Here is a 24,697-nt window from a genome sequence, read left to right as displayed (position 1 = left end):
TCCGTCCACGGAGGGCAGTCGCCCTCCGATGCTGGCGAACCATTTTTTGAGCGAGGAGCGGCGACCTGGAAAGGCCGCCACTCTCCCCTCCAAAATCAGGCAGGAAAACCGAAGTAGTCGCGAGCGTTCTCGTAACTAACCCGGCGAACAAGCCCGTCGATCAGCTCAGGATCGTTCGGGATCAGCCCCTCGTCGACATCGCGTCCAACCAAGTTGCAAAGAATCCGGCGGAAGTACTCGTGACGGGGGAAAGACAGGAAAGAACGGGAATCGGTCAGCATTCCCACAAAGCGCGAGAGCAGACCGAGATTGGAGAGGGCGTTCATCTGCGCTTCCATCCCTTCAATCTGATCATTGAACCACCAGCCGGAGCCGAACTGGATCTTCCCGGGGATCGTTCCATCCTGGAAGTTTCCAATCATCGTTCCGAAAACGTAATTATCGTTCGGATTCAGATTATAGAGGATCGTCCGAGGCAGCTTCCCCATAGTATCGAGCAAATCGAGGTGCCGACTCAAACGCTCTGCCTGTGGCCAGTCTCCAATCGAATCAAATCCGGTATCCGGACCGAGGTTCCGGAAGAGGCGGCTGCTGTTGTTCCGCATCGCCCCGAGGTGAAACTGACGGGTCCAACCCTTTTCAAAGTCCTTCTCTCCCATCCAAATCATTAGATAGGTGGCCAATCCTTCCGCCTCTTCGGCAGTCGCAGCCTCGCCCGAACGAACCTTTGCAAAGATCGCCTTGGCATCATCCGTCGAAATGTCATGCGCTGGCAACCAGCTCAACCCATGGTCGGAGAGACGGCAGCCCATCGAGTGGAAAAACTCATGACGGTCGCCAAGAGCTCGCAGAAGTGTATCCAAGGAATCGATCGGGCTGTTCACCCGCGCACTCAGCGAATCGACGAACGTATTGAAGACCTCCGGTTTATCCGCAGCCAGTACCTTGTCTGGCCGGAACGCCGGAAAAACTTTCGCCGGGAAATCCTTGCCCGCCAGCTGCTGGTGATACTCGAGGGAATCCGCCGGATCGTCCGTCGTGCAGACTATCTCCACCTTGAATTTTTTCAGAATTCCAGCGACGTCCAAATCTCCTCCTGTCAGCTGCTCGTTGGCCATCTCCCAAACCTTTGGCGCGCTCTTCTCATTGAGAATCCCGTCAAAGCCGAAATAGCGCTTCAGCTCAAGGTGAGTCCAATGATAAAGGGGATTCCGAATCGTGTGCGGAACCGTCTTCGCAAAGGCCAGAAACTTGTCATAGGGATCGGCATCACCCGTGCAGAAATCTTCAGTGACTCCATTGCTGCGCATCGCCCGCCATTTGTAGTGGTCCCCCTCGAGCCAAGCCTCGAAGAGATTGTCAAAACGGCGGTTCTCGGCCAAATCTTTCGGGGGAAGGTGGCAGTGATAATCAATGATCGGCAAGTCCTTCGCCACATCGTGGTAAAGGCGTTTTGCCGTAGGGCCCCGGAGCAAAAAGTCGTCGTGCAAGAATTCCATACCCAAAACCCTACACGAATTGGTTTTTGATTCCAACCGGATTTTCACCTCCCGCAATTTTCTCGCAAGCCCTTATCTTTAAAACCTTTAAAGGACCGAGAGCTCACCCAATCTCCCCGAAGGACACGAATGAAAGAAGCTTCGCCGGAAAAGATGGCCGCTCTCTGCAAGGCCGAAGAATGGGAGGAATTTCGGCATGACAAAGACTTTACAAAACCAGACGACTTTTCCGTTGGCTGAGAAATTGGAGGGGGATAATCTGCTACCAATTCTTTCCAGAAAATCTGCACCCGAAATAACGAAAACCTATGATTCGAAAAACCATTCCCACTCTTCTCGCAGGCTTGGCGACTCTCTCCCCTCTTACCGCGCAGACTGGCCTGACGATCTACAACGAAAATTTTGCAGTTATCCGTGACCAGGTCTCCCTCGATCTCGCCGGTGGGACTGAGGAGGTCTCCTACAGCGGAGTGACCAGTCAGCTCGAACCGCAATCCGTGGTTCTCCGCGATCAATCGGGGAAGGTCAATCTCCGGGTTTTGGAACAGAGCTATCGCGGGGATCCGGTGAATCAAGAACGTCTCCTCCAGATGTTTGAGGGCGAGACGATTCAATTCGTCCACACTCTGGGAGATTCTGAAGTGGCAGTGGACGGCAAGATCGTCCGCGCCCCGACCCGCTCTTCCTCCGGCTATCTCGAGCCGATTATTGAAGTTGACGGCCAATTGCTGATGCAACTTCCCGGCGATCCCCGCTTTCCAAGCCTCGGCGACGGGTCCATCCTCCAGCCCACCCTTTCCTGGAAAATCTATTCGGCGGATCCGGTTTCTCTTACCGCCGACCTCAGCTACTTAACGGGGGGCCTGTCCTGGGAGTCCGATTACAACCTCATCCTCCAAGAAGAAGGTGACGAAGTATCGATGAGCGGGTGGGTCTCAGTCCAGAATCGCAGCGGCAAGAATTTCGAAAAGGCAACGATCAACCTGATCGCTGGCAACGTGAATAAGGTCATTGAAAACGACGGAGGCGCTGCCAAAAACGAAATCGTCTCTCGCTCGTTTGTCGCGGCCGCCCCTCCTCCCTCGGTCGAAGAAAAGAAGTTCGACGAATTCCACCTCTACTCCCTCCCCGGCGAAATTGACCTTCGGGATCAGGAAACCAAGCAACTGGAGTTCGTCCGTGCGGATCCGGTCGCGACTACGAAAACCTATGTCTACAACGGTTCCGCCCTTCCCAACTACTGGCGAAACAACGGCGGGGCGATCGACAATCCCGGCTTTGGCCAGGGCAACCAGACGAAAGTCTCGATTTTCCGCTCTTTCAAAAACTCCGAGGAGAATAATCTCGGGATCCCCCTGCCCGCCGGAACCGTCCGATTCTACCGTGCTGATACCGACGGCCAAATCGAGTTCATCGGGGAGAACACCATCGACCACACGCCCAAAGACGAAACGGTCAAGCTCTACATCGGAGACGCCTTTGACCTTGTGGGCGAACGCAAACAAGTCGATTTCTTCCGCCACCGCACCCAAGACCTCATCCGCGAAACCTTCTCCATCGAAATCCGCAATCGCAGCGAAGAGGAAGTCACGGTTCAAGTCGTGGAGCCCCTCTACCGCTGGAACAACTGGGAAATCCTCTCCTCCAATATCGACTACAAAAAGATCGACTCAAGGACCATCGAATTCCCCGTCACCGTAGCCGCCGGCAAGACCCAAACCGTCAACTACACAGTCGAGTATACTTGGTAAATAGAGGAAGCCCGGTGGGGCATGGCTTTAGCCTTGCCCACGCAGAGCTCAACAAGGCTCCCGGCCGGGCTGAGGATTACCTCACACAAAAGTGTCTCTCTGAGACCATTCGTGGTAGGCGCTGAAGCGACCTACCCACTGTGGGGCATGGCTTTAGCCTTGCCCACGCAGGCTCAACAAAGCTCCCGACCGGGCTGAGAATTACCTCACACAATAGTGTCTCTCCAAGACCATTCGTGGTAGGCGCTGAAGCGACCTACCCACTGTGGGGCATGGCTTTAGCCTTGCCCACGCTGGCTCAACAAAGCTCCCGACCGGGCTGAGGATTACCTCACACAAAATGGCCCTCAAGACCATTCGTGGTAGGCGCTGAAGCGACCTACCCACTGTGGGGCATGGCTTTAGCCTTGCCCACGCTGGCTCAACAAAGCTCCCGACCGGGCTGAGGATTTCCTCACACAAAATGGCCCTCAAGACCAATTCGCGGTAGGCGCTGAAGCGACCCACCCACTGTGGGGCATGGCTTTAGCCTTGCCCGCGCAGAGCTCAGCAAAGCACCCGACCGGACTGAGGATTGCCACACACAAAAGTGTCCCTCCAAGACCATTCGCGGTAGGCGCTGAAGCGACCTACCCACTGTGGGGCATGGCTTTAGCCTTGCCCACGCTGGCTCAACAAAGCTCCCGACCGGGCTGAGAATTACCTCACACAAAATGGCCCTCAAGACCAATTCGCGGTAGGCGCTGAAGCGACCCACCCACTGTGGGGCATGGCTTTAGCCTTGCCCGCGCAGAGCTCAGCAAAGCTCACGACCGGACTGAGGATTGCCACACACAAAAGTGTCCCTCCAAGACCATTCGCGGTAGGCGCTGAAGCGACCCACCCACTGTGGGACATGGCTTTAGCCTTGCCCGCGCAGAGCTCAGCAAAGCACCCGACCGGGCTGAGGATTTCCTCACACAAAAGTGTCTCTCCAAGACCATCCGCAGTAGTCGCTGAAGCGACCTACCCACTGTGGGCATGGCTTCTGGCTTGCCCTGCAGCCAGAACTGCATTCCATCAATCTCAAGATGAGCCGCTCCATTTCCAGAGACAGCGCCCCTTTTGATTGGAGTACTCGTTTTCTAGGCATTTACCAAGACGACCTTCCTCATTGGGTTGTCGAACACGGGCGCTATTCCGTAACTCTCCGATGCGCAGGCAGTCTCCCCTCGACGACGATTCTTCAACTCGAGGAACAGAAACGATTTCTCCAGACCGTAGAACCGAAGAGTCCGGAGGCCGAGAAGGCTCGACGAAAGGTTTTTCTCTGTCTGGACGAATACTTAGACCGAGGATGGGGGTTCACTCCCTTTAGTAGGCTCGAGGTTTCCAAAGCCTTCGACGTATGGTTGCGAAAATACAAAGGAGACCAATTGGAACTCTCAGACTTCGTGATTATGCCTAACCATATTCACCTGCTCACTCGGCCTATCCATCTCCACAGCATTGAGGAATTCAAACGAATCTGGATGCGCTTCAAAGGACGTTCTGCTCGTTTCCTCAATCAATATTTAAATCGAAGTGGTAAATTTTGGCAGACCTACGGGTACGACCGATGGATTCGCAACGCTACGGAATACCAATCTTGGCAAAAATATCTGGCCCAGAACCCCGTGAAAGCCAACCTCTGCAGAAAGAGTGAAGACTATCCCTTCCTTCATCTAGAGACCTAGACTCTCACTGTGGGGCATGGCTTCAGCCTTGCCCGCGCAGGCTCAACAAGGCTCCCGAACGGGCTGAGGATTACCTCACACAAAAGTGTCCTTCCAAGACCATTCGCGGTAGGCGCTGAAGCGACCTAGCCCACTGTGGGGCATGGCTTTAGCCTTGCCCGCGCAGGCTCAGCAAAGCACCCGACCGGACTAAAGCTTACCACACACAAAAAAACCTCTCCAAGACCATCCGCGGTAGGCGCTGAAGCGACCTACCCACTGTGAGGCATGGCTTCAACCTTGCCCGCGCAGAGCCAGACGCAGGGCGCAGCTGAAGTTGCCGAGAGAAGCATGGGAGCCCTCCCTACTTTCGGCCCCACCGTTCTCGCATGACTTGAGTCGTGCGATTCATTGCGGCGAGAGACGCAATCCCCCGGACCACAGGCTTCCAGCCTGTGCCGCAAATCGAGAGCTGGAAGCTCTCGCTACTTTCGCGCATGGCTTTCAGCCTCGCCCGCTACACATCCTGCCCTTGGCGGTCGCGGGCGATGAGCATGTAGAGACTGGGGACGACGAAAAGAGTGAAGAGCGTTCCGATCGCCATTCCGGCGACGAGGGTGATCCCGATACTATTGCGGGCCGCGGCACCGGCACCCGTGACGAAAACCAGGGGCATGTGTCCAAAGACCGTTGCCGCGGTGGTCATGAGAATCGGGCGAAGGCGGATTTCGGAAGCCTCCTGGATCGCTTCGAGCTTTTCCTTGCCCCGCCGTTGCAGTTCATTGGCGAATTCCACCATCAGAATACCGTTTTTCGCAATCAGTCCGATCAGAGTGACCAACCCGATCTGCGAATAGATATTGATACTGGTGAAGCCGACAAAGGTGAAGAGCAGCGAGCCGGTGAGAGCGAGGGGAACTGACCCCAAAAGAATGATCAGAGGATCGCGGAAACTCTCGAACTGGGCTGCCAAAACGAGAAAGATAAAGATGATTGAAAAGAGTAGGATGTAGCTACCGCTCTTCTGCTCTTCCCGAAGCTGACGGGACTCTCCCGCGTAATTGACCTCAAATCCGCGTCCTTTCGGAAAGAGCTCCTGGGCCTGCTCTTGGAGATAATTTAAGGCATCATCATTGGAGGTTCCTGGCATGGGAGCTCCCTGAATCATCCCCGAATTCAATTGCTGGAATCGTTTCAATTGGCGGGGTTCCACCTTTTGCGAAACAGAGATGATTGTTGAAGCAGGATAAACGGAGCCATCGGCCGCGGTGAAGTAGAGGTCTCCCAACTGCTCGGGAACCAACCGCGCGATCCGCTCGACCTGAGGGATCACCTTGTAGCTCCATCCATCGATGCTGAAACGATTGACGTAGGCACCACCGAAGGCCGACCCGAGATTGTTCCCGATATCGCTCATGTTGAGGCCAAGATCCGCCGCCAATTCACGATCGACATCGACCTCGATCTGGGGGCGGTCGAACTTCAGATCCGAAAAGGCAAACATGAATTTCCCGCTGGCATTGGCCCGCTTGACCAGAGCTTCCGTGACCTCAAAAATTTCTCGCTGGGTAGCGGTGGATGTAACCACAAACTCGACCGGAAACTGACTGCCACCAGGAAGAGGCGAAGGGGTCACGGCCCGAACATCCAACCCCGCCACACCGGAAAGTTTGGCCTGAATCTCGGGAACCATCTCTTGAGTCGTCCGCGTGCGCTCACTCCAGGGGAGCGTGACCAGACCAGCAAAACCGGCCATCGGATTTCCAGGGACTCCGGCGCCTGGGAAGGAAATGGTAAAGGTCGATTCGGTCTCGGGAGCCGACTTGTAGATCTTCGCCACCTCGGGAGAATAAAGAAGCGTCTGCTCCAGAGTCCCGCTCGGCGATCCTTCCATGATTCCAAAAATAACCCCTTGGTCCTCCGGCGGTGCCAATTCCTTCTGCGAAAACATGAAGAAGGGGAAGGCTAGCAAAACGATAAGAACGGCCATGGTGATAACCACGGGGCGGGCGCCCAGAGAACTCGCCAAAACTTTACCGTATCCTCCACGGATCTTATCGAACCCCGCCTCGAGCCGAGCCACCAAGCCAGTTGACTTGAACTCTTTGGGGAGAATCTTCGAGCACATCATCGGTGACAGCGTCAGCGAAAGGATCCCGGAAACGAAAACGGCACCCGCCAAGGTGAAGGCAAATTCGCGGAAGAGTGCGCCCGTGAGCCCTCCCTGAAACCCAATAGGAACATAGACAGCCGCAAGGGTCAGGGTCATGGCAAAAATCGGCCCCACCAGCTCTCGTGCCCCGTCAATCGCGGCGTCGAAGCGACTCTTCCCCATGCGGATGTGCCGCTCGATGTTCTCCAAGACAACAATCGCATCGTCAACCACCAGCCCGACAGAAAGGACAATGGCGAGGAGGGTCAGCAAGTTGATCGTGAAGCCAAAGACCAACATCAGGAAGAAGGCCCCAATCAAGGAGAGCGGCATAACCACGACTGGAATCGTCACCGCCCGGACCGATCCGATGAAGAGGAAGATGACGACAATGACGATCGCCAGAGTTTCGGTCAGGGTCGATCCGATCTCGCTGATCGCATCCTCAATGTACTTCGTCGAGTCGTAGGGAATGCCGAGCTTCAAACTCCCCGGAAGGTTCTCCTCGATCACAGGCAGCGTCTCGCGCACCCCCGCGATCACATCCAGAGTATTCGCGGTCGGAAGAACGTGAATCCCCATGAAGATGGCACCCTTCTGGTTAAAGCGTACGTCGACATCGTAGTTCTCGGCACCGAGGACGACATTGGCCACATCGCCAAGGCGAATAATCGTTCCGTCCTGTTCCCGGACGACCAGCTTACGAAACTGCTCGGCATCCTGAAGATCGGTATTGGCAGTAATCGAGACCTGAATGAATTCACTCTTGGTCTGCCCGATTGCAGAAAGGAAGTTGTTCGCGGCCAGCGCTTGACGCACCTCTGCTGCCGTCAACTCGTAGGCTGCCATCTTATCGGGATCGAGCCAGATTCGCATCGCAAACGTCTGCCCACCGAGGATCTCCGCTTGCTGGACGCCCTGCACTGCGGAAAGGCGGGGCTGCACAACCCGAGTCAGGTAATCCGTGATTTCATTCCCCTGCAGCTCCTCCGAATAGAACCCCAAATACATTGAGGCGATGCTGCTGTCCGCCTGCTGAATATCGATAACCGGCTCCTCGGACTCAGGCGGGAGATCATTCCGCACCTGATTGATCTTCGAATTGATCTGAGTCAGGGCCTTGATCGGGTCGTAGTTCAACACCAGGTGAGCGGAGATGATGCTCACCCCGGCCGAACTCGTGGACTCAATATAGTCGATGCCCTCAGCGCTGGCGATGACCCGCTCCAAGGGAGTCGTGATGAACCCCTGCACCAGTTCCGCATCCGCCCCGACATACGTCGTGCTGACCGAAACTACCGAGACATCGGTTTGCGGATATTGTCGGACGTTCAGTCGGTAGATCGAGGCCAACCCGAGCAGGAGAACCAGAAGACTGACGACGGTCGCGAGAACCGGACGACGGATGAAAATATCCGTAAATTTCATACTTCGATCAGTGGAGCGGATTAACCTTCGGCGGGAGTCGGATGGGCTTTGGCATCGGGAAGATTCGAATTATCAATCTTCACCGGAGAACGGTCATTGAGCTTCGCAGCCCCCATAACGACGACCTGGTCCCCTTCTTCAATTCCTTTGCTGATGGCCACCAAATCACCCCGACGATCGGCGATCTCGACGAACACCTGCCGCACGCCTTTGAATTTAGTTCCATCCTCCTTTTCGAGTTCCTTCACAACATAGACCGCATTCCCGTAAGGATTGTAGCTGATAGCGGTGTCGGGGATCACGACCCAGTCATTTTCCTTCCCCAGATCCAAACGCAAGCGGGCAAACATCCCGGAACGCAGTTCCTTATCAGGGTTCGGCACAGCCACGCGGACCTTCACATTACGAGTGCGGGGATCGATCCGGGGGCTGATTGCCTCCACTTTCCCGGTAAAGGTTTTCTCTTCGTAAGCATCGACACCAAAGGAGACTTCCTGCTCGACCGCAATCCGACCGAGCTCACGTTGAGGCAACGAAAAATCGAGATAGAGAGGATCGGATGCCTCCAGAACGACGATCGCGGTATTTGCAGAAAGCAGTTCTCCAAGACTGACCTGCCGGATTCCCAATTGGCCGGAAAATGGGGCCTCGATTCGCTTCTTCTCGATGGCGGCATTGATCGCAAGCGCTTCCGCTTCCGCTCTCTGTTTCTGCGCATTGGCTGCGTCGAAATCCGCCTGCGCGATCGTGTCACGATCCAGCAGATCCTTCGATCGCTTAAAATCAACCTCGGCCAGGTCTTGGCTGGCTTTGGCCGCCGCCAGGTTAGCGGACTCCACTGCATGATCCTGGACAAGGAGGACATCGCCCTTCTTCACGTCCTGACCCGACTCAAAGTTGATCTCAACCACTCGCCCGGGGACTTCGGAAGCCAAGGTGACCCCTTCGCTCGCGGTCAGCGTTCCGATCGCCGGGATGATGATCTCCCATGCTTCCGTCTTCGCCTCGACCACCCCGACCGTTGGCGGCGGTGGGACCATAGATGCTCCCATCGCGATCGCTTTTTTGATCTGCGACGTCTTCAACACGGCCAATCCGCCCACCACGAGGAGGAAGACCACAAACAAAATAACAAACTTCACCCAGAGTTTCATGAGAATCCGCAAAATCTGATCACTCAACGGATTTCCCGCAATCGCAATTCCCGCTATTTTCAAACTTACCGTGGGGATTTTACCCATTTATTAAAATTAGTCTGCCTCTTGAGCAGTCCTGATTTGACCGCGAAGTGTCCCTGCCGTTCAAAAGATAGGGAGAAAAAAATGAAGTGAATTCGCAACCAAGACTCAATCCTTCTCATAGCAACGAGAATCCAGCTACGCGCGAGCAGGTCTCGGAAATCCTTCGTCATCGATTGGTCCCCGCTGATCGAGCGCGCCTCCTTTCACAAGAACAGGCAGAAAATTTGATTCGACGCCACCGGCGGGGAAGTGTCGGAGCCCGACTGATCCAAACCGTCGTCTGGATCTTCCTCCTCGCTGCTCTCGGCGCCATCGGCTTCTACCTATATCAAACCAAATTGGGGGGTCCGGTAGAATACTCCATCAGCACGGGGGAATGGAACCGCTACATTCAGCCTGGGCAACAGGTGTTGATACTGGATGAACTTCCCTCCGACCTCCGCAGCGGCCTGGAGCGCCAAAATGAGCTCCTCTCTCGCATCATCAATAATAACGGGAAGGACGGAAAAGACTCCCCAGCGGAAAAGCTTCAGGAGCTTAAATCCGATTTCCCCCCAAGTCACGACGTTCAAGTCAACTACCGCTACGACCGCTCGAGCTCCGACCCGACCAACTACTCCGACATTCGATCCAAAGGGGTGCAGGACTACTACGTTCGAAAATACAAGGCACGTTTCAATCAGCTAAAGCTGGCTCTTTTGCCCGAGCAGCTACCTCCTCTGGAAGATACCCTCAAACGGGATATTTCCGATTTAGCTGAACGCATCTCAAAGCAAAATAACTCCGGTCTTTCCGCCCAAAATCAAGCGACTCTGGCTTGGCTTCAGTCCAGACTTCTGCCCTACCTCGAAGAATTTGAGAGCCTCAGCGAATCCAGCGGAGTCGAAAAACCTCTCGATAGTTGGAGAGCCTTTGCCAGCAGCGAGTTGCCTGACCTTTATTCCAAGATCCATGCCCTCACTACGGACAAGATCACGGTTCCTCCCAACTCCACGATTCAGGCTCCGCGGAGCTGCGAACTCCTTTTCGCCGCAACCATGGGCTCGCAAGAGTTGATCATTCTTCCCGCCCTTCCGTGCGAAGTCCAAATCGCACGAAAAAAATAAGGTCCGCAGGATAGAACCGAAGGTATCGTTCGGAGTCTTCGAGTGGATCCGTTGGCTGGATTTCGGACGCCAAGAACCGAGGCGGGAACCGAGAACCGAGGCGGAGAGGCAACGCACTAGGCGCAGCTGAAGCTGCGGCCCTACTTCAAGTACCCGCTCAGCTTTAGCTGCGCGGCTCGGGCTGCCGACCGTCGACAATGGAACGAATTTCCTGAGCGCAAATACGCCGATCGACCAGCTCTATCGTAGAGCCCGAAAACACGAGCCGAGAGGCAACGCACAGGCGCAGCTGAAGCTGCGGCCCTACTCAATACCCTTTGACTTGAAAGAGGGAGGTGACGCTGGAATTGCCGTGAATCCGCTTGATGGCCTCTGCGAGGAGGGGGGAAACGGTGAGAACCTTGATTGGCAAATCACGGGGGTCTACTTTCACCGTATCGGTGGTGATAAGTTTGTCGATATGCCCCTGACGCAGCCGTTCGTAGCCGATTTCGTTGATGGTTCCGTGGCTCACGGCGGCCATTACGCGCCGAGCCCCCGATTCCTTGAGAAGCTTGGCGGCGGCTGTCAAAGTTCCGGCCGTTTCGGTCATGTCGTCAACAATGAGGATGTCATTGCCTTCGACATCTCCGACAATGTTGAAAGCCTCGACGGTTTCGGCGTTCATCCGGCGTTTTGCGCAGAATCCCAGCGGGCAGCCGAGGAGATCCGCATAGGCTGCGGCCATCTTCATCCCACCGACGTCGGGCGAGAAGACGGTCAGATTCTCCGTATCCATACTGCGGAGGTAATCGTATACGACCGGGGAGGCGTAGAGATGATCGACCGGGATATCGAAAAAGCCTTGGATCTGCTGAGCGTGAAGGTCCATCGCGAGAATCCGATTCGCTCCAGAAGCGGTCAGTAGATTAGCCACCAGCTTGGAGGTAATCGGCACCCGGGGCTGATCCTTGCGGTCCTGACGGGCATAGCCGTAGAATGGGATAACGGCGGTGATTCGCTTGGCCGATGCGCGACGAGCGGCATCGATCATGATCAGGAGCTCCATGATGTGATGGTTTGCCGGCACCGATGTGCTCTGGACAATGAAAACATCATCTCCGCGGATGTTTTCGTTGTACTTCACAAAAGTTTCGCCATCGGGGAAACTGGTGACCGTTGCTTCGCCGGCAGTGATGCCTAGGTAATCACAGATCTTTCTGACCAGCTCTGGATTCGAGCTTCCCGAAAATACTTTTAACTGGGTTTCTTTCATGATTCTACACGGTCTCGGGCGCTATCCTCCAAACGCTGGAAGCGAGCAAAGAAGTCGGGCAGCCGCCGTTGGAGGGCGGTGATGCGTTGGAAAAGTCGAATGTCCAGCGCCGGAGAGCCCTGAACTGCATGCCCCGGAGGGATGGACTTCGAGATTCCACTCTGGGCTCCGATGCGCACACCGGAACCAATCGTGATGTGGCCGACGATCCCCGTCTGGCCGCCGATCACGACATAATCCTCAATGGTCGTACTCCCACTAATTCCGACTTGGGCGACAATCAGGCATCCTTTGCCGATGCGGACGTTGTGGCCGATCTGAACCAAGTTATCGATCTTGGTCCCCTGCCCGATCCGGGTCTCACTGAAGCGGGCGCGGTCGATGGCCGAGTTGGCCCCCACCTCGACGTCGTCTTCGATGATGACTCTGCCAATCTGCGGCACTTTCTCATGGACCCCATTGACGGTCTCGTAGCCAAAACCGTCGGCTCCGATAACCACTCCGGGATTGAGAAAAACATTCTTCCCGATTTCGCAAAAGTCTCCCACCGTAACGTGGGTCATGATCCGGCTGCCTTCCCCGACGACCACATGGGCACCGAGGCTCACGTGCGAAGTCAACACCACTCCCGCACCAATTTGGGCACCGGAGGAAACCAGGCAATAGGGCCCGATTGTCGCTTTATCGTCGACTACGGCATCACGATCAATGACGGCGGTTGGATGGATCCCTACCGGGGGCCGAGGCCAGAAACGCTGCTCGAGGACCCCGCAAAACTGGCCCAAGGCGAAGGAGGGATTCTTCAAGCGGACATAGACCTGCCCGTCGGGTGGAGATCCCTCGAAACTTTTGGGAAGAAGGATGACCGAGGCGGCACTAGAGCGAACCTCTTGCGTGTAGCGGGAGTTTCCCAGAAAGGAAAGGTCCCCCGGCTGCGCATCTTTCAGCGTGGAGATCCCCGAAATGTCTCCGTCCCATTCACCTTCCACCTCACAGTCACCAAGGCTGCTGAGGAGCTCTGCTAGAGGAAAAGTAAACTTCATCTAAGGGCGACTCAATTTCCAGAGGTCGAATCGACCCGTTCCGGCTGGAGAGCGACGCCCTCCAACCGGCGGATCGGAAAAACGAAAGGAGACGGCAACATACGGCCCCGGGAACTTTCCTCAGAAAGCCCGGTCGAGAGGAATGATTGACTCACTCGTCCTGCCATTGCCGCTCCGCAAAAAGAAGATACCTCTACTCCTTACTCCGAAGCTTCGCTGAGCTGAGCAAGAACTTCGTCCGAGATCTCAAGGGAATCTCCGAAGTAGAGAACGATTTGATTCTGGTTGCTGAGCACCAGGTCCAATCCCATTTCTTCCGCGACCGTTGCGGTGGCACCGCGGACGTCGTCGAGAACCATCGAGAGCATGTTTTGCTCGCGCTGACCGATGGTGCGCTGGGCTTCGGCACGGAGGCGTTGGAATTCAATCGCCTTTTGCTCGAGCTCGGCCTGCAGCTGGCGGGCTTGGTTGCGTGCCTCCATCTGAGATTCTTCGCTGCTGGTCGGGTTATTGATGCGGTCGTTTACGGTTTGAATTTCCTGACGCAGGGAGTTGATGGAATCGACCATCGGACGCAATTCGGCATCCGCGCGCTCTTGCTGCTCCTTGAGCTTGGCTTTGGCGTCGTTGAACTGGTCATACTGCTGGAGGACCAAGTCGAGGTCGACGACACCCACTTTGGTAGCCTCTTGGGCGCTGAGAGTGAGGGATCCGGCCACGAGGGCGGTAAGAAGGAGGATGTGTTTTTTGATCATATGAATGTGGTTTGTGATTTTACAGTTTTTGGGAAATTTTCGACGAATGAAGGGAGCACGGTATCAGAATCGAGTTCCAAAGGAAAAATTAAACTGCATCCCGTCGTCATTGGTCGGGCTGGAGGTGATCGGGAACCCGAAATCCAGTCGCAGTGGAGCCCCGAGGATAAAGACTCGGAACCCAAATCCCCAGTCATCGTTGTAGGCGGAAGAGTTGAAATCCCAATCCTCAGAGTTCACGTACCCCCAGTCGTAGAAGAGGACGACTTCGAGCGGATCGGCCAGCTGGACCATATACTCAAAGGAAAGATATCCGAACGAGTTCCCCCCGATCGGCTCACCGGTATCATCGACCGGGCCTACATCGCGGTAACCAAAACCACGGAGGGTGTTCGGTCCACCGAGGAAGAAGCGGTCGAAGAACGGCACATCACTGTCCCCATAAGGGATAATGGTTCCGATCCGGCCATACATCGCAAATCCCTGGTTCAGGGTTTCAAAGGTTGGAATAAATTGGGAAGCCCAGATCTGATTTTTCCAGTAATCAACATCCCCACCAAGGATTCCCCCGGCGACCTGACTGTTCAGTTCGACGCGATTTCCTTTCCGGGTGATGATCAAACGGTCGCGTGTATCCCGAGTCAGGGTGCCCCCCACTTTCGAGATCAGCTTCCCCCCCTCTTCCTCTTTGATTTGGCTCGAGGCATCCTCAGAAACGTCGAAAATGTCGACATTCTCGAGACTGTAGCTCAGGCGTCCCTCGACCAACTCGAAGAGTCGCTTGCGGAGATAGACTTCGAAACCGGTCCGCAATTCGTTGTATTCCGAACTGTTGTAGTCGGTTTGCCGGCGGAAAATTTCAAAACCGAGGGCCAACTGCCGCTCGAAAAGCCAAGGTTCTTCGAAGGCGATGACGACCTCGTTACTCTTCGAACCGATCTGGAAACGAACGCGGAACTTTTGGCCGTCGCCCTGGAAGTAAGAGCGCCAGTTGAAGAGGTCAAAGTTCCCCTGGCTGATTTCGGCGAAGAAGACCGCACTTTCCAAGGAGCTGAATCCAGCCCCGAAAGTGAGGTTCCCGGTGCGCCCTTCTTGGACAGAAATGCTCAAATCCTTCTTCCCGGGAACGTTGGTCGACTCCGGACGCAGATTGACTGAATCGAAGTAGCGGGTGTTCTCCAAACGCATCTGGCTATTGCGCATCCGCCTCAGGTCGAAGGTTTCTCCCGGAGCCAAGGCCAATTCACGGATGATGACGATGCTCTTGGTCTTGGTGTTGCCCTGCAGATTGATCGATTCGACATCAAACTTCTGACTTTCGGAAATCTGATAAGTCAGGTCGATGGCCCCAGTCTCCAGGTTGGGTGTCCGCATCGCCCGCACGTATGTCTCGAGGTAGCCGTCCGATCCGTAGAAGAGGCGAATATCCTCAGTAGCCGCTGCCACTTTTGAGGGAGAGAACACATCGCCGGGCTCCAAATCGGTCTCGTCGAGGATTTCCTCTTTGCTGAACAAGGTATTTCCGGCCACGGCAACCGTCCCCACGGAATACTGTTTCCCCAGATCGACGTCAAAAGCGACGTTCACGACATTCTCTTCCGGGTAGGAGATCCGGATCCCGGTCTCCGGAATCTTTACGTCCAGATACCCTTGGTCCCGGATGTAGGCAAGGAGGGTCTGGCGGTCATCGACCAGAAGATCCGGGTCGAAGCGTCCTTTGCCAGTAAGCCAGGAGGTCCAAAAATTCCATTTCTTGAGCTGCATGACTCCCCGCAGTTTCGAAGCGGAGAGATCGCCGATCCCGGTGAAGCTGACATCCCCGACGTGAATCTTCGTCCCCTCCTGAATGAGGAAGGTGACGTCGACGAGGCCGGTGGTGTCATCGCTGACATAGTCGTAGTCAACATCGACATTTGAATATCCCTTTTTCAAATAGAGAGCGTAAATCGCATCCTCATCGGATTTCGCATTATACTCGTCGAAGAAATCCCCCTCGGAGATCGAGATTTCCTTCTTTAACCTCTTATTGCTGAGCTTGTCGTTCCCCTCGAACTTCACTTGCGAAATCCGATATTTCGGTTTCACCCGAAAAGTGACGATGACCTCGTCATTTCCGACCTCATCGATATCCGCGGCCAGGAACTCGAAAAAACCCGTCCGATACAGGGAGCGAATCGAGCGATCGATGGCAGCTTGGTCGAAAAGCTCCCCTTTCTGCACTTGAATATTTCCCCGAATCAACGCCTCACTCACCGAAGGGAACCCATCGTAGCGGACACGAACTTCGCGAACGGTGGTAGGAGTGGGTGCTTCCTGGGCGGAGAGACCAGAAACGAAGCCGAAACCCGACAAAAACAATAGCGCCGGCAGAATGGAAGTGAGGAACGAACGCATGGAAAACGGCGACATTGACGAACAGCCCCCGTCAAATCAACTCAATCCCTGTCTCTCACTCGATTTCTTTGCGAAAGCGAAACGGCGGACGCGGAAATCCCCGTCCATGAGACGGTCAGGGCTTTCGAGTCGATAACAGGAGCAAGCGGATCAGAGACTGCGGGCGGCGTAGGCGAGCGCGTCGCCCACCTTATCCAAATCCTCATCCGTGTGGCGGGCGGAGATCGCGGTCCGGACCAAGTCCTTGCCCGGCGGCACCCCAGGAGCCACTGACATCACAGTGAAGACCCCTTTTGAGAGAAGATCCTTCCAGAACGAGTAAACTTTCTCCTTGGTTCCGAGAACGATCGGCATCGCCGGAGTTTCACTCCCCCAAGTGTCGAGCCCCATGTTCTCGAGCATTTCCTTATAGCGCCGGGTATTCTTCCAGAGGCGCTCCAGGTGCTCTGGCTCTTCCTTCAACACCCGCAGCGAAGCGAGTGCACAAGCTGCCTGAGAAGGTGAAATCGCCGCGCTGAAGATCGTCTGTTTCGAGTGCGTCCGCAGGTAATCAATCATCGCCCGCGAACCAGCGACATAACCACCCGTGCTAGAGAGAGCCTTCGAAAAACTACCGGAAATGACGTCGATCTCGGACTCGAGCCCGAAATGAGCTGCCGTTCCCCGGCCTCCCGGCCCCATCACTCCAAACCCGTGGGCGTCGTCCATGACGGAGAACATATCGTTCTCGCGGGCGACCTCCATGAGCTCTGGCATTTTCGCCACGTGGCCCTCCATCGAATACACACCCTCAAAGAGGAGCAACTTCGCCCGATCCGGATCCTCGTGGATGAGCACATCGCGCAGATCATCCGGATTGTTGTGGATAAAGCGTTCAGCCGTTGCCCCGCTAAGGTGAATCCCCGACCAGAGAGAGGAGTGCACATTCTTGTCGACCACGATCAGGTCGCCGCGCTCGGCAAAAGTGGCCACCGCGGACATGCAGGAAAGATAACCGGCTGCATGAACGTGGCAGGCTTCCTTTCCGATAAAGTCCGCGAGCTCTTCCTCCAGCTCTGTGTGATAGGTGCGGCTACCATTGGCCAAGCGAGCTCCGGTGGTGCTGCTCCCCCACTTCTTCAAAGCTTCCCGCCCGGCCTCGACGACCTTCGGGTGATTGCCGAGGCCGAGGTAATCATTGCTCGAAAGCATGATGTAGGGCTTCCCCTCCCGCCAAACGCGAGTGCCCTCCTGCCGGTCAAAGGTATAGTAGTACGGAGCGTATTTCAGACGGAGCTTCGTGACGGAATCGTCCTCACACCGCCGGGCAATCCGGCTCTTCTGATTTTTTCGACTCGGGAAAATGGCCATAAATTTGGTTTTGTACGCGTGCTGGCAGTTAAAGGGGCAATCTCCGGTGAGAGGAGCGATCAGTCAAGTTTGTCTGCAACCGGAAAACTTCCAAGAACTTTCACGAGCGGGCAGGAAGCTCGCAAATGCTCCAGAACTTCGGCCACCTCCGGTGTCTTCTCGTGGCCGGCAAATTCGATGAAAAAGAGGTAGTCCCAGGCCTTCTTACGACTGGGACGGGATTCGATGCGGCTCAGGTTAATCCCCTTCTCGGCAAAAGGATCGAGCGCCGTCTGCAGGGCTCCCGGCTCGTCGGAGATGGAGAGAACCACCGCCGTCCGTGCCCGCTCCACCGGCACCGCCGGCGCCGTTTCGGGACGCCCGAGAACCAGAAACCGGGTATAGTTATTCCGGACATCCTGAATTCCTCGCTCCAAAACGGGGAGATTGAATTCAGCCGCAGCCAAAGCGCTGGCGATCGCGGCGGATCCAGCCTCTTCGGCGGCAATCTTCACCGCCCCCGCAGTGCTCGTCGCATCGATGAGTTCAGCCTTGGGCAAATTCTTCGCCAGCCAATCCCGGCACTGGCCGAGCGCCTGATCCTTCGAGTAGACCCGTTCGATTTTGTCCAACGGCTCGTTGGAGATCAAGCAGTGCTCGATGCTCAAACGGCGCTCGGCGATGATTCGCAGATCCACATCGACCAGGGAATCCAGCGTGGCGAAGACCGACCCCTGGATCGAATTCTCCACCGGAGCCACCCCATAATCGACCGCTCCTCGCTCCACGGCCCGGAAGATCTCTGGAATCGTCCGAAACGCCCGAAACTCAACACTCGAGCCAAAGCACTCCCGCGCAGCCTGATGCGTAAACGTCGCCTCCGGCCCCAGAAAGCCGATCACCAACTGCTTTTGCAGCGAGATCGAGGCCGAAATGATTTCGCGAAAAATCCGCCGCAGGGCCGATTGGGGAAAGGAACCATCGCTATTCGAGGACACCCGCTCCAGCACTTCCTCCTCTCGGGAAGGATCGAAAAACGGCACCCCGTCGCGAACCTTCGTTTTCCCGATCTCTGAGGCCAGATTTACCCGCTCATCCAAAAGCGCCACGAGATCCTGATCGATCTGGTTAATCCGTTTCCGCAATTCATTGAGAGCCTCGCTCACTTCACTTCCTCCGTTTCATCCTCCACGCGAATTTCTTCGGCCGACTCCCCCTCAGAAGCCGGAGCTTCCGCCTCGGATTCCGGCAAGCCCATATCGGCATTGTCGGGAGACTTCTCTTCGTCGTCTTCGCTCAGCCAGGCATCAAGCCGCGCCGGCGAAAGAACATCCGACGAGGGCAAATCCTCCACCGAGCGAATTCCACAAAAATCCAAAAACTTTTCCGTCGTTCCGTACACCGTAGGCCGGCCCGGCAATTCCGCCCGACCCTTCGCCTCAACCAAATCGTGCTCCGTGAGTCGGGATAAGGCGCTGTCTGCCGACACCCCGCGAATCCGCTCAATGTCAGACCGGGTCACCGGCTGCCGGTAGGCCACAATCGAGAGCGTCTCCATCGCCGCCGAACTCAGCCGCGCCGGACGAGGCTCTTTCCGCAACAACCGCACCGCATCCGCATACACAGGGCGCACCACCATCCGGAACCCATCGGCCGTTTCCGCCACGTCATACACCGAATCCGCAGCCCGCCACTCATCGCGCAGCTCCCGGATGATCTCCCGCAACCGCGAAGTTCCCGGAGGCGGCGGAATCGTCGCTTCCCCGCCAAAATCATCGTCCTCCGAATTCCCCTGATCATTCTCCGCGTCGGCCAACGACTGCTCATGCGCCTCCGCAAGCACCCGGTGCAACTCGCGCACAGGCAAAGCCTCCGAGGTAGAGAAAAGTAAAGCCTCGATCGTCTTTTTGAGGTCAGCGGACATAAAAGCGGTTTTTGATAGACGGGAATCCCTTGGGCGACAACTACTTTTCCACCCCGGCCTGTATTTGTCGGTTTACCGAGGGGCGGTGGGGCGGTGGTCGGTTGTCGGTGAGTCGGTTCTCGGTGATCGGTTGTCGGTGAGTCGGTTGTCGGTGGGGCTGTGTCGGTGGCCCCACAGCTCCAGTGGATCTTTAACGGACCGCGGAATTCATTCCGCCCCGATGGAAGGGCTTCTGAGGAGAAGCCCTGCCCTGATAAGGGCTCGGACCGCTGAGCGGGTTACGCTGAGCGGAATTCGCTGCAAATCCATTCCGCAGCCATCACAACGATCAAACCTTCCTAAATTCGGTATTATAAATCCAGCGGGCTCACCCTCTCTTTCTTCGTTTGGCTTTTCACCGTGTGGGTGTAGATCATCGTCGTCTTGATATCGGCATGTCCCAATAACTCCTGGATCGTCCGCAAATCCACGTTGGCCGCCAAGAGATGACTCGCAAAACTGTGGCGGAAGGTGTGAGGGGTTACCCGTTTCGAAATCTTTGCTTTTTTTACCGCAGCATAGATCGCCTTGCTCAAATATTGATTAAAATTGTGGTAGCGGCGATACGTTCCCTCATCGGGGACCAGAGTGAGCCCTTTGGCCGGGAAAAGCCATTGCCGAGGCAAGGTCTTCGCCTCCCGCTCTGCTCGTCGCCTCCCCATCGTCTTCGGCATAAAAGCCCCTCCGAAATCAGGGTGCTCCAAATCTTTTTTCAGCAATTTTTCAACTCGCCGCACCTGACTTTCGATCTCGGGCCTCAGTTTTTTCGGGAGCGGCACGGATCGATCCTTCTGCCCCTTTCCATCATGAACGATCACTAAATCCTCGGAAAAATCGAGATCCCCGACCCGCAACTCCAGACACTCGGATAGGCGAAGACCGCAGCCGTAGAGCATGGAAACGATCAAATCATAAGGGAACTTCAGGTTCCTCAGCACTGCATCCACCTCCGGCCTCGTCAGCACGGTTGGAATATACTTGGAGGTTTTCGCGCGGACGACCCGGTCTTCCATCTCATAGTCTCGCTTCAACACATGGCGAAACAGGAACAGGAGCGCATTAAACGCCTGATTCTGCGTCGAAGCGACCACCCGCCCTTCCACCGCCAAATTTGTCAAAAAGTCCCTGGCCTCCTCGTCCGACACCTTCTCTGTCGGCATGAAACGCGTGAACTGACCAAAACGACGCACCCAAGCCACATAACTACTCAAAGTGGCTGATGAGTAATTCCGCCGCTGGATCTCTCCTCCCATCATTTTCACCAACTGATCCCACTCACCGCGAGATCCCGACCCCGAATCCGGTGAACGACCATATCGGGAAAGCCCGTCGGTCGGGCCGCCCACTTCAACCTCCTCGGGGGACGGCTCTTCAACAACCCTCGTCTCGCCCGACATACCTTCCGCCCCTTCCCGATCCGATCCTGCACCCATGGCAAGATAGACCTCCACCGCGTGACGCGCCTGCTCACAGAGACGAGACGACTGACCCTTGCTCCTCAGCTTGGCCAGAAATTGGGGCAATATTTCCGCCTTCGGAACCCCACTCCCATACTTTGCCTCAAAGTCCAGGTAATACCGCACCCACTTCACATAATGGAGTCTCCCACGATCGGAGACACCAAGCTCCCCCAATCGGATCTGAAACCGATGAAAAGTTTCTTTGGACAGACGAATCATGATATTGAAATATGAATATCTCAATTACTAGAATGTTATTCCATAAGGTTTCAAGACATTTTGCTCCGAAATGATCTTGACGCGTCAATGAATGGAGGGGATATTCAGAATGAAGTACTAATACGTTGTGTGAATAATTTAAGAAAATGAATATACGCTGGAGGCTATCCCTTTCTTTAATTCAATTCGCGATAATTGTAGGCCTCTGCTTTTACATCACTGGTGATTTATTCACAAAGGAAACTTGGTTTATCGCAGGGCTTCTCTCGGTTATTATCAATCCTCAGTTGTTAGAGCCCTATTACTCACGGCCAACAGACGTCATTGTTAATACTATTTTCTTTGGGCTGCTAGCGCTTAATACACCAAAAACGACTACTGTATTTGGGTGGAGCATATTTGGGACAATCTTTGCTGTAGCGGCAATCCTTGCAACTCTGGCCCTTTTTCTTGGGGCAGGTCGCAGAAACAGTAAGTATAGCGGAATCGCGAATTCATTTCGCTCGTTATCTCAATTAGCAAGTGCGAGGATAATTTACTCAGTTGTCTTTGTTCTCGCAGCAATGGAAGAATTTCCCACCAACCAGTCGGATTTTTGGGCTATCATTGCAGTTTGGGTTACTATTCTCGTCTTAGGCAGAGTAAATTGGCAGTCACTCTGGTCCGTCAGTCGTGATGGTGAGGCATTATGTATCGTGGAAGGTATGGTTGGGCCGTCTTCACTCCTTATTTCTGCGCCTGATCTACCCGCAACAGGCAAGCCAGTGATTATTCGAAGTTCAAAAGTGAACACCGATGGCGTAATGATTCATCGCATTCGGAGAGTTGCTGATACTTGGGGCCAAATACACGTCCCTGACTCCCAAGCATGTGAATCAGTAGTTACAGGACAGACTATCTCAGTTTCCGAGAGCCCGGACGGCCTTTTGACTCCTGTAGGATCCGTGGACCAAGGTTCGACAGATAAAACTCTAAAATTTACCTCTGTGCAAAGTATGGAAATAGGGGATGTGGTTGTCGTCTCGCAAAATGCTCCGAATCCACCGATTCTATACCAATTGTCATCAGCCTACATTGACCGTCGAGATGTTAAAGGTGGGTCCCATCTGCTTGTGAACGCGTCGGCCAATCAACTAGGTGTCTTCAATTATAATGCGATGCGAATGAGCGCGCACAGGTGGGTTCCTCCTCCTGGTGCTCGAGTTTTGCCTAGCAGTGCAATAGACTTGGAAGGCAGAATCTCTATTCCTGAAAATAATATCGAAATTGGGAAGGTAATTGGAACTGACATCCCCATTACGCTGGATTGTAGAATTGCTGCTGAAGGCCATCTTGCAATCTTGGGAATGACAAAGATGGGAAAGTCGACATTCGCGACTCGATTAGCGAGGGAACTCTCTCAGGATCGGTGGGTAACAATTCTTGATCAAACTGGAGAATATGTTTCCAAGAAGGGACTAACTCCTTACGACTCTAATACGGATTTAAAGAAGCCGGGGCTCTCAGTATTCGAACCAAAACATGGAGAGGTTGCTGCTGATAGGGCTCTGGCTTTTCTCGAATACTTAATTAAAGAGGCTATTGCTGAATATAAAACTGGAACACCTCGTTCACGCGTGGTGATCATCGATGAGGCGCACCAATTTATTCCTGAGCCAGCGGGATTAGGATTCAATGCTCCAGGTCGAGATAGTGCATTTAAAATTGGATTGTTGATGATGCAGATTCGGAAGTATGGACTATCTGTAATACTGATATCGCAGCGCACTGCCGTGGTCGCAAAAAGCGCATTATCTCAGTGCGAGAATCTGATATGCTTCCGTAGTGTAGACCAAACAGGATTAGACTATCTAGAAGCTATAGCTGGTAGCAACATACGGTCGATGCTTCTATGGTGATTTATGGGTCAAGTCATAATCGCGATAATGTTATGTTTATTTTGAGCGATTGATCTTAGTGGTTTCCGCATTTGAGTATCCGGGGCTATGTAGCCCTCGGGACCAACTTCTATCCGTGCCGGTCTAGCCGGTCACCTGATGCCAAATACGCCTGATCGCAGGCTTGAATATGCGGTTTCATGATGACGCCAATCTACAAGAACGAGTGGGATTTACCATCTCCAGCATCGAAACGGGCCATCAATCCACCAAAGTCAGATAAAGCTCAGATAGTTTGATTGGTAAAAGTTCTCAGGCAGTCTCTTTGAGGAGAGCCCCAGCGGGGAGTTCGTCTTTTTCCAAGTACTTCCACAGAGCCACCAGTAGCTTGCGCGCCAGAGCGACGATGCCGATTCTTCGGCTGCGTTTTCCCCTGGCGAAGTTGTTGTCGAACCATTTGGCCAGATCCGACTGGGGTTGGTTCCTCAGCCACGACCAGGCCAGCTCGATCATCAGGGCCCGGACCTTGGCATTGCCGGCTTTACTGATGCCTTGTTCGTTCTTGCTGTCGCCGCTGTCGTAGGGGGAGCCATCCAGACCGGCGCAGGCGCCGACTTGCCGGACGTTGCGGAACTCTCGCCAGCTGAAGAACTCCTCGCTTAAGGTCATGGCGCTGATGACGCCAACGGCCTTGAGCCGGGTGAGCTTGTGGGCCTGTCGCTCGGCCTTTGTTTGGGGCTTTGCGATTCGGGCAGTCCGCGCACGTTCCAGAGCCTTGAGTTGGGTGCGGGCAAACTCCACGCGTTCGTATTCGCGGGCGATCTCGCTGCGTATATGTTCCGGGAGGGGGCGGTTGTCCCAACCGAGCAGCGAATCGAGCCGTGTATCGAGCTTGCTAAGTGAATCGAGGCGAAGTCCATGCAAAACAAGCAGGCTTTTGATCCGGGCTGTGCCCGCACCGATCTCCTTCTTCAGTCGCTTGATCTCTCGCTCGCGCCGACGCAGGTCTTCCTGCTCCACGCTCGGCACGCGCACGACAGACCAGAGCGTATGCTCACCGCCGTGGTAGCGAATCAGCTGACGCAGCAAGGCCTTGGCGTCCAGGCGGTCAGTCTTGGCTCGGCGTTTGCGGCGGTTCACCTCAATGCTGGCGGGATCAACGATGACGTTGTTGATCCCCAACCCCTCCAGCCAGCGGTGGATCCAGAAACCGTCCCGGCCCGCTTCGTAGACACTGAAAACCTCAATGTCTTCGCCTAGCTGCCACTTGTCCCGAGTCGCCTTCAGGGCCGATTGAAAGGCCAACTGATCACGAGCCTCGATCGTGATCAGCCGTATCTTCTCTCCCGTCGAGAAGGCCAGCTTCCATTTAGTATTGCTCAGTTCCAGCGCCATGTATAACTTCATTTTTTGAATCTTTCTTTCAGGTTCATTTTTTCAGGTCCGGGTCCTCTTAACCCGGGCCTGTTTAGTATCCGAAAGAAGAGGCCCCAAGAAAAGCAGATCCCTCGGATCCGCTCATAGCATCTAC

General features: G+C 54.9%; 16 protein-coding genes. 4 read left to right on the top strand and 12 right to left on the bottom strand.

Features of this window, described 5'->3' with window-relative positions:
* Window positions 1-95 precede the first annotated feature (95 nt).
* Window positions 96-1,499 (bottom strand): glucuronate isomerase, encoded by a 1,404-nt coding sequence (gene uxaC / locus H5P30_RS08960; RefSeq protein WP_185692609.1) that lies wholly within the window; start codon window positions 1,497-1,499, stop codon window positions 96-98.
* 308 nt (window positions 1,500-1,807) lie between these two features.
* Between uxaC and H5P30_RS08955 the strand changes: the two genes are divergently transcribed.
* Window positions 1,808-3,250 carry a DUF4139 domain-containing protein gene (locus H5P30_RS08955; RefSeq protein ID WP_185692608.1) on the top strand — a complete coding sequence of 481 codons (1,443 nt, stop codon included), beginning with the start codon at window positions 1,808-1,810 and terminating at the stop codon, window positions 3,248-3,250.
* A 1,070-nt stretch (window positions 3,251-4,320) separates the two neighbouring features.
* Window positions 4,321-4,965: a transposase gene (locus H5P30_RS08950; RefSeq protein ID WP_185692607.1), complete on the top strand. Its 645-nt coding sequence runs from the start codon at window positions 4,321-4,323 to the stop codon at window positions 4,963-4,965.
* A 496-nt stretch (window positions 4,966-5,461) separates the two neighbouring features.
* On the opposite strand, the gene H5P30_RS08945 is transcribed toward H5P30_RS08950, so the two are convergent.
* Window positions 5,462-8,524 (bottom strand): efflux RND transporter permease subunit, encoded by a 3,063-nt coding sequence (locus tag H5P30_RS08945; RefSeq protein WP_185692606.1) that lies wholly within the window; start codon window positions 8,522-8,524, stop codon window positions 5,462-5,464.
* A gap of 20 nt (window positions 8,525-8,544) precedes the next feature.
* The gene (locus H5P30_RS08940; RefSeq protein WP_185692605.1) at window positions 8,545-9,765 is read right to left on the bottom strand and encodes an efflux RND transporter periplasmic adaptor subunit; all 1,221 of its coding nucleotides are present in this window, start codon (window positions 9,763-9,765) and stop codon (window positions 8,545-8,547) included.
* Between the two features lie 86 nt (window positions 9,766-9,851).
* Here H5P30_RS08940 and H5P30_RS08935 point away from each other — a divergent pair, with 86 nt between their 5' ends.
* Window positions 9,852-10,871 carry a hypothetical protein gene (locus tag H5P30_RS08935; RefSeq protein ID WP_185692604.1) on the top strand — a complete coding sequence of 340 codons (1,020 nt, stop codon included), beginning with the start codon at window positions 9,852-9,854 and terminating at the stop codon, window positions 10,869-10,871.
* A 307-nt stretch (window positions 10,872-11,178) separates the two neighbouring features.
* Here H5P30_RS08935 and H5P30_RS08930 read toward each other — a convergent pair whose 3' ends face one another.
* The 8 genes from H5P30_RS08930 to H5P30_RS08895 all read right to left on the bottom strand — a co-directional run bounded on the left by H5P30_RS08930 (window position 11,179) and on the right by H5P30_RS08895 (window position 21,289).
* Window positions 11,179-12,126: a ribose-phosphate diphosphokinase gene (locus H5P30_RS08930; protein ID WP_185692603.1), complete on the bottom strand. Its 948-nt coding sequence runs from the start codon at window positions 12,124-12,126 to the stop codon at window positions 11,179-11,181.
* Entirely contained in the window at window positions 12,123-13,169 is a 1,047-nt protein-coding gene (gene lpxD / locus H5P30_RS08925) for a UDP-3-O-(3-hydroxymyristoyl)glucosamine N-acyltransferase (RefSeq protein ID WP_185692602.1), read from the bottom strand. Before lpxD ends, H5P30_RS08930 begins: the two co-directional genes overlap by 4 nt.
* A 200-nt stretch (window positions 13,170-13,369) precedes the next feature.
* Entirely contained in the window at window positions 13,370-13,924 is a 555-nt protein-coding gene (locus H5P30_RS08920; RefSeq protein ID WP_185692601.1) for an OmpH/Skp family outer membrane protein, read from the bottom strand.
* A 63-nt stretch (window positions 13,925-13,987) separates the two neighbouring features.
* Window positions 13,988-16,318 carry an outer membrane protein assembly factor BamA gene (bamA, locus tag H5P30_RS08915; protein WP_185692600.1) on the bottom strand — a complete coding sequence of 777 codons (2,331 nt, stop codon included), beginning with the start codon at window positions 16,316-16,318 and terminating at the stop codon, window positions 13,988-13,990.
* A 150-nt stretch (window positions 16,319-16,468) separates the two neighbouring features.
* The gene (locus tag H5P30_RS08910) at window positions 16,469-17,668 is read right to left on the bottom strand and encodes an aminotransferase class I/II-fold pyridoxal phosphate-dependent enzyme (RefSeq protein WP_185692599.1); all 1,200 of its coding nucleotides are present in this window, start codon (window positions 17,666-17,668) and stop codon (window positions 16,469-16,471) included.
* A gap of 59 nt (window positions 17,669-17,727) precedes the next feature.
* Window positions 17,728-18,813 carry a prephenate dehydratase gene (gene pheA, locus H5P30_RS08905; protein ID WP_185692598.1) on the bottom strand — a complete coding sequence of 362 codons (1,086 nt, stop codon included), beginning with the start codon at window positions 18,811-18,813 and terminating at the stop codon, window positions 17,728-17,730.
* The gene (gene scpB / locus H5P30_RS08900) at window positions 18,810-19,571 is read right to left on the bottom strand and encodes an SMC-Scp complex subunit ScpB (protein ID WP_185692597.1); all 762 of its coding nucleotides are present in this window, start codon (window positions 19,569-19,571) and stop codon (window positions 18,810-18,812) included. The genes pheA and scpB overlap by 4 nt, the downstream gene beginning before the upstream one ends.
* A 350-nt stretch (window positions 19,572-19,921) precedes the next feature.
* Entirely contained in the window at window positions 19,922-21,289 is a 1,368-nt protein-coding gene (locus tag H5P30_RS08895) for an integron integrase (RefSeq protein ID WP_185692596.1), read from the bottom strand.
* Between the two features lie 146 nt (window positions 21,290-21,435).
* Here H5P30_RS08895 and H5P30_RS08890 point away from each other — a divergent pair, with 146 nt between their 5' ends.
* On the top strand, window positions 21,436-23,187 hold the full coding sequence (locus H5P30_RS08890; RefSeq protein WP_185692595.1) for a helicase HerA domain-containing protein: 1,752 nt from the start codon (window positions 21,436-21,438) through the stop codon (window positions 23,185-23,187).
* Window positions 23,188-23,478: 291 nt separating this feature from the next.
* Here the strand turns inward: H5P30_RS08890 and H5P30_RS08885 are convergent, their stop codons facing one another.
* Window positions 23,479-24,573, bottom strand: a complete 1,095-nt coding sequence (locus tag H5P30_RS08885) for an IS110 family RNA-guided transposase (RefSeq protein WP_185691013.1) — start codon at window positions 24,571-24,573, stop codon at window positions 23,479-23,481.
* Between the last annotated feature and the right edge of the window lie 124 nt (window positions 24,574-24,697).

Origin of the sequence: Puniceicoccus vermicola (assembly GCF_014230055.1) — a bacterium.
Lineage (GTDB): Bacteria > Verrucomicrobiota > Verrucomicrobiia > Opitutales > Puniceicoccaceae > Puniceicoccus > Puniceicoccus vermicola.
The sequence above is the reverse complement of the archived record's forward strand: the minus strand, read 5'-3'. Positions and strand labels throughout refer to the sequence as shown.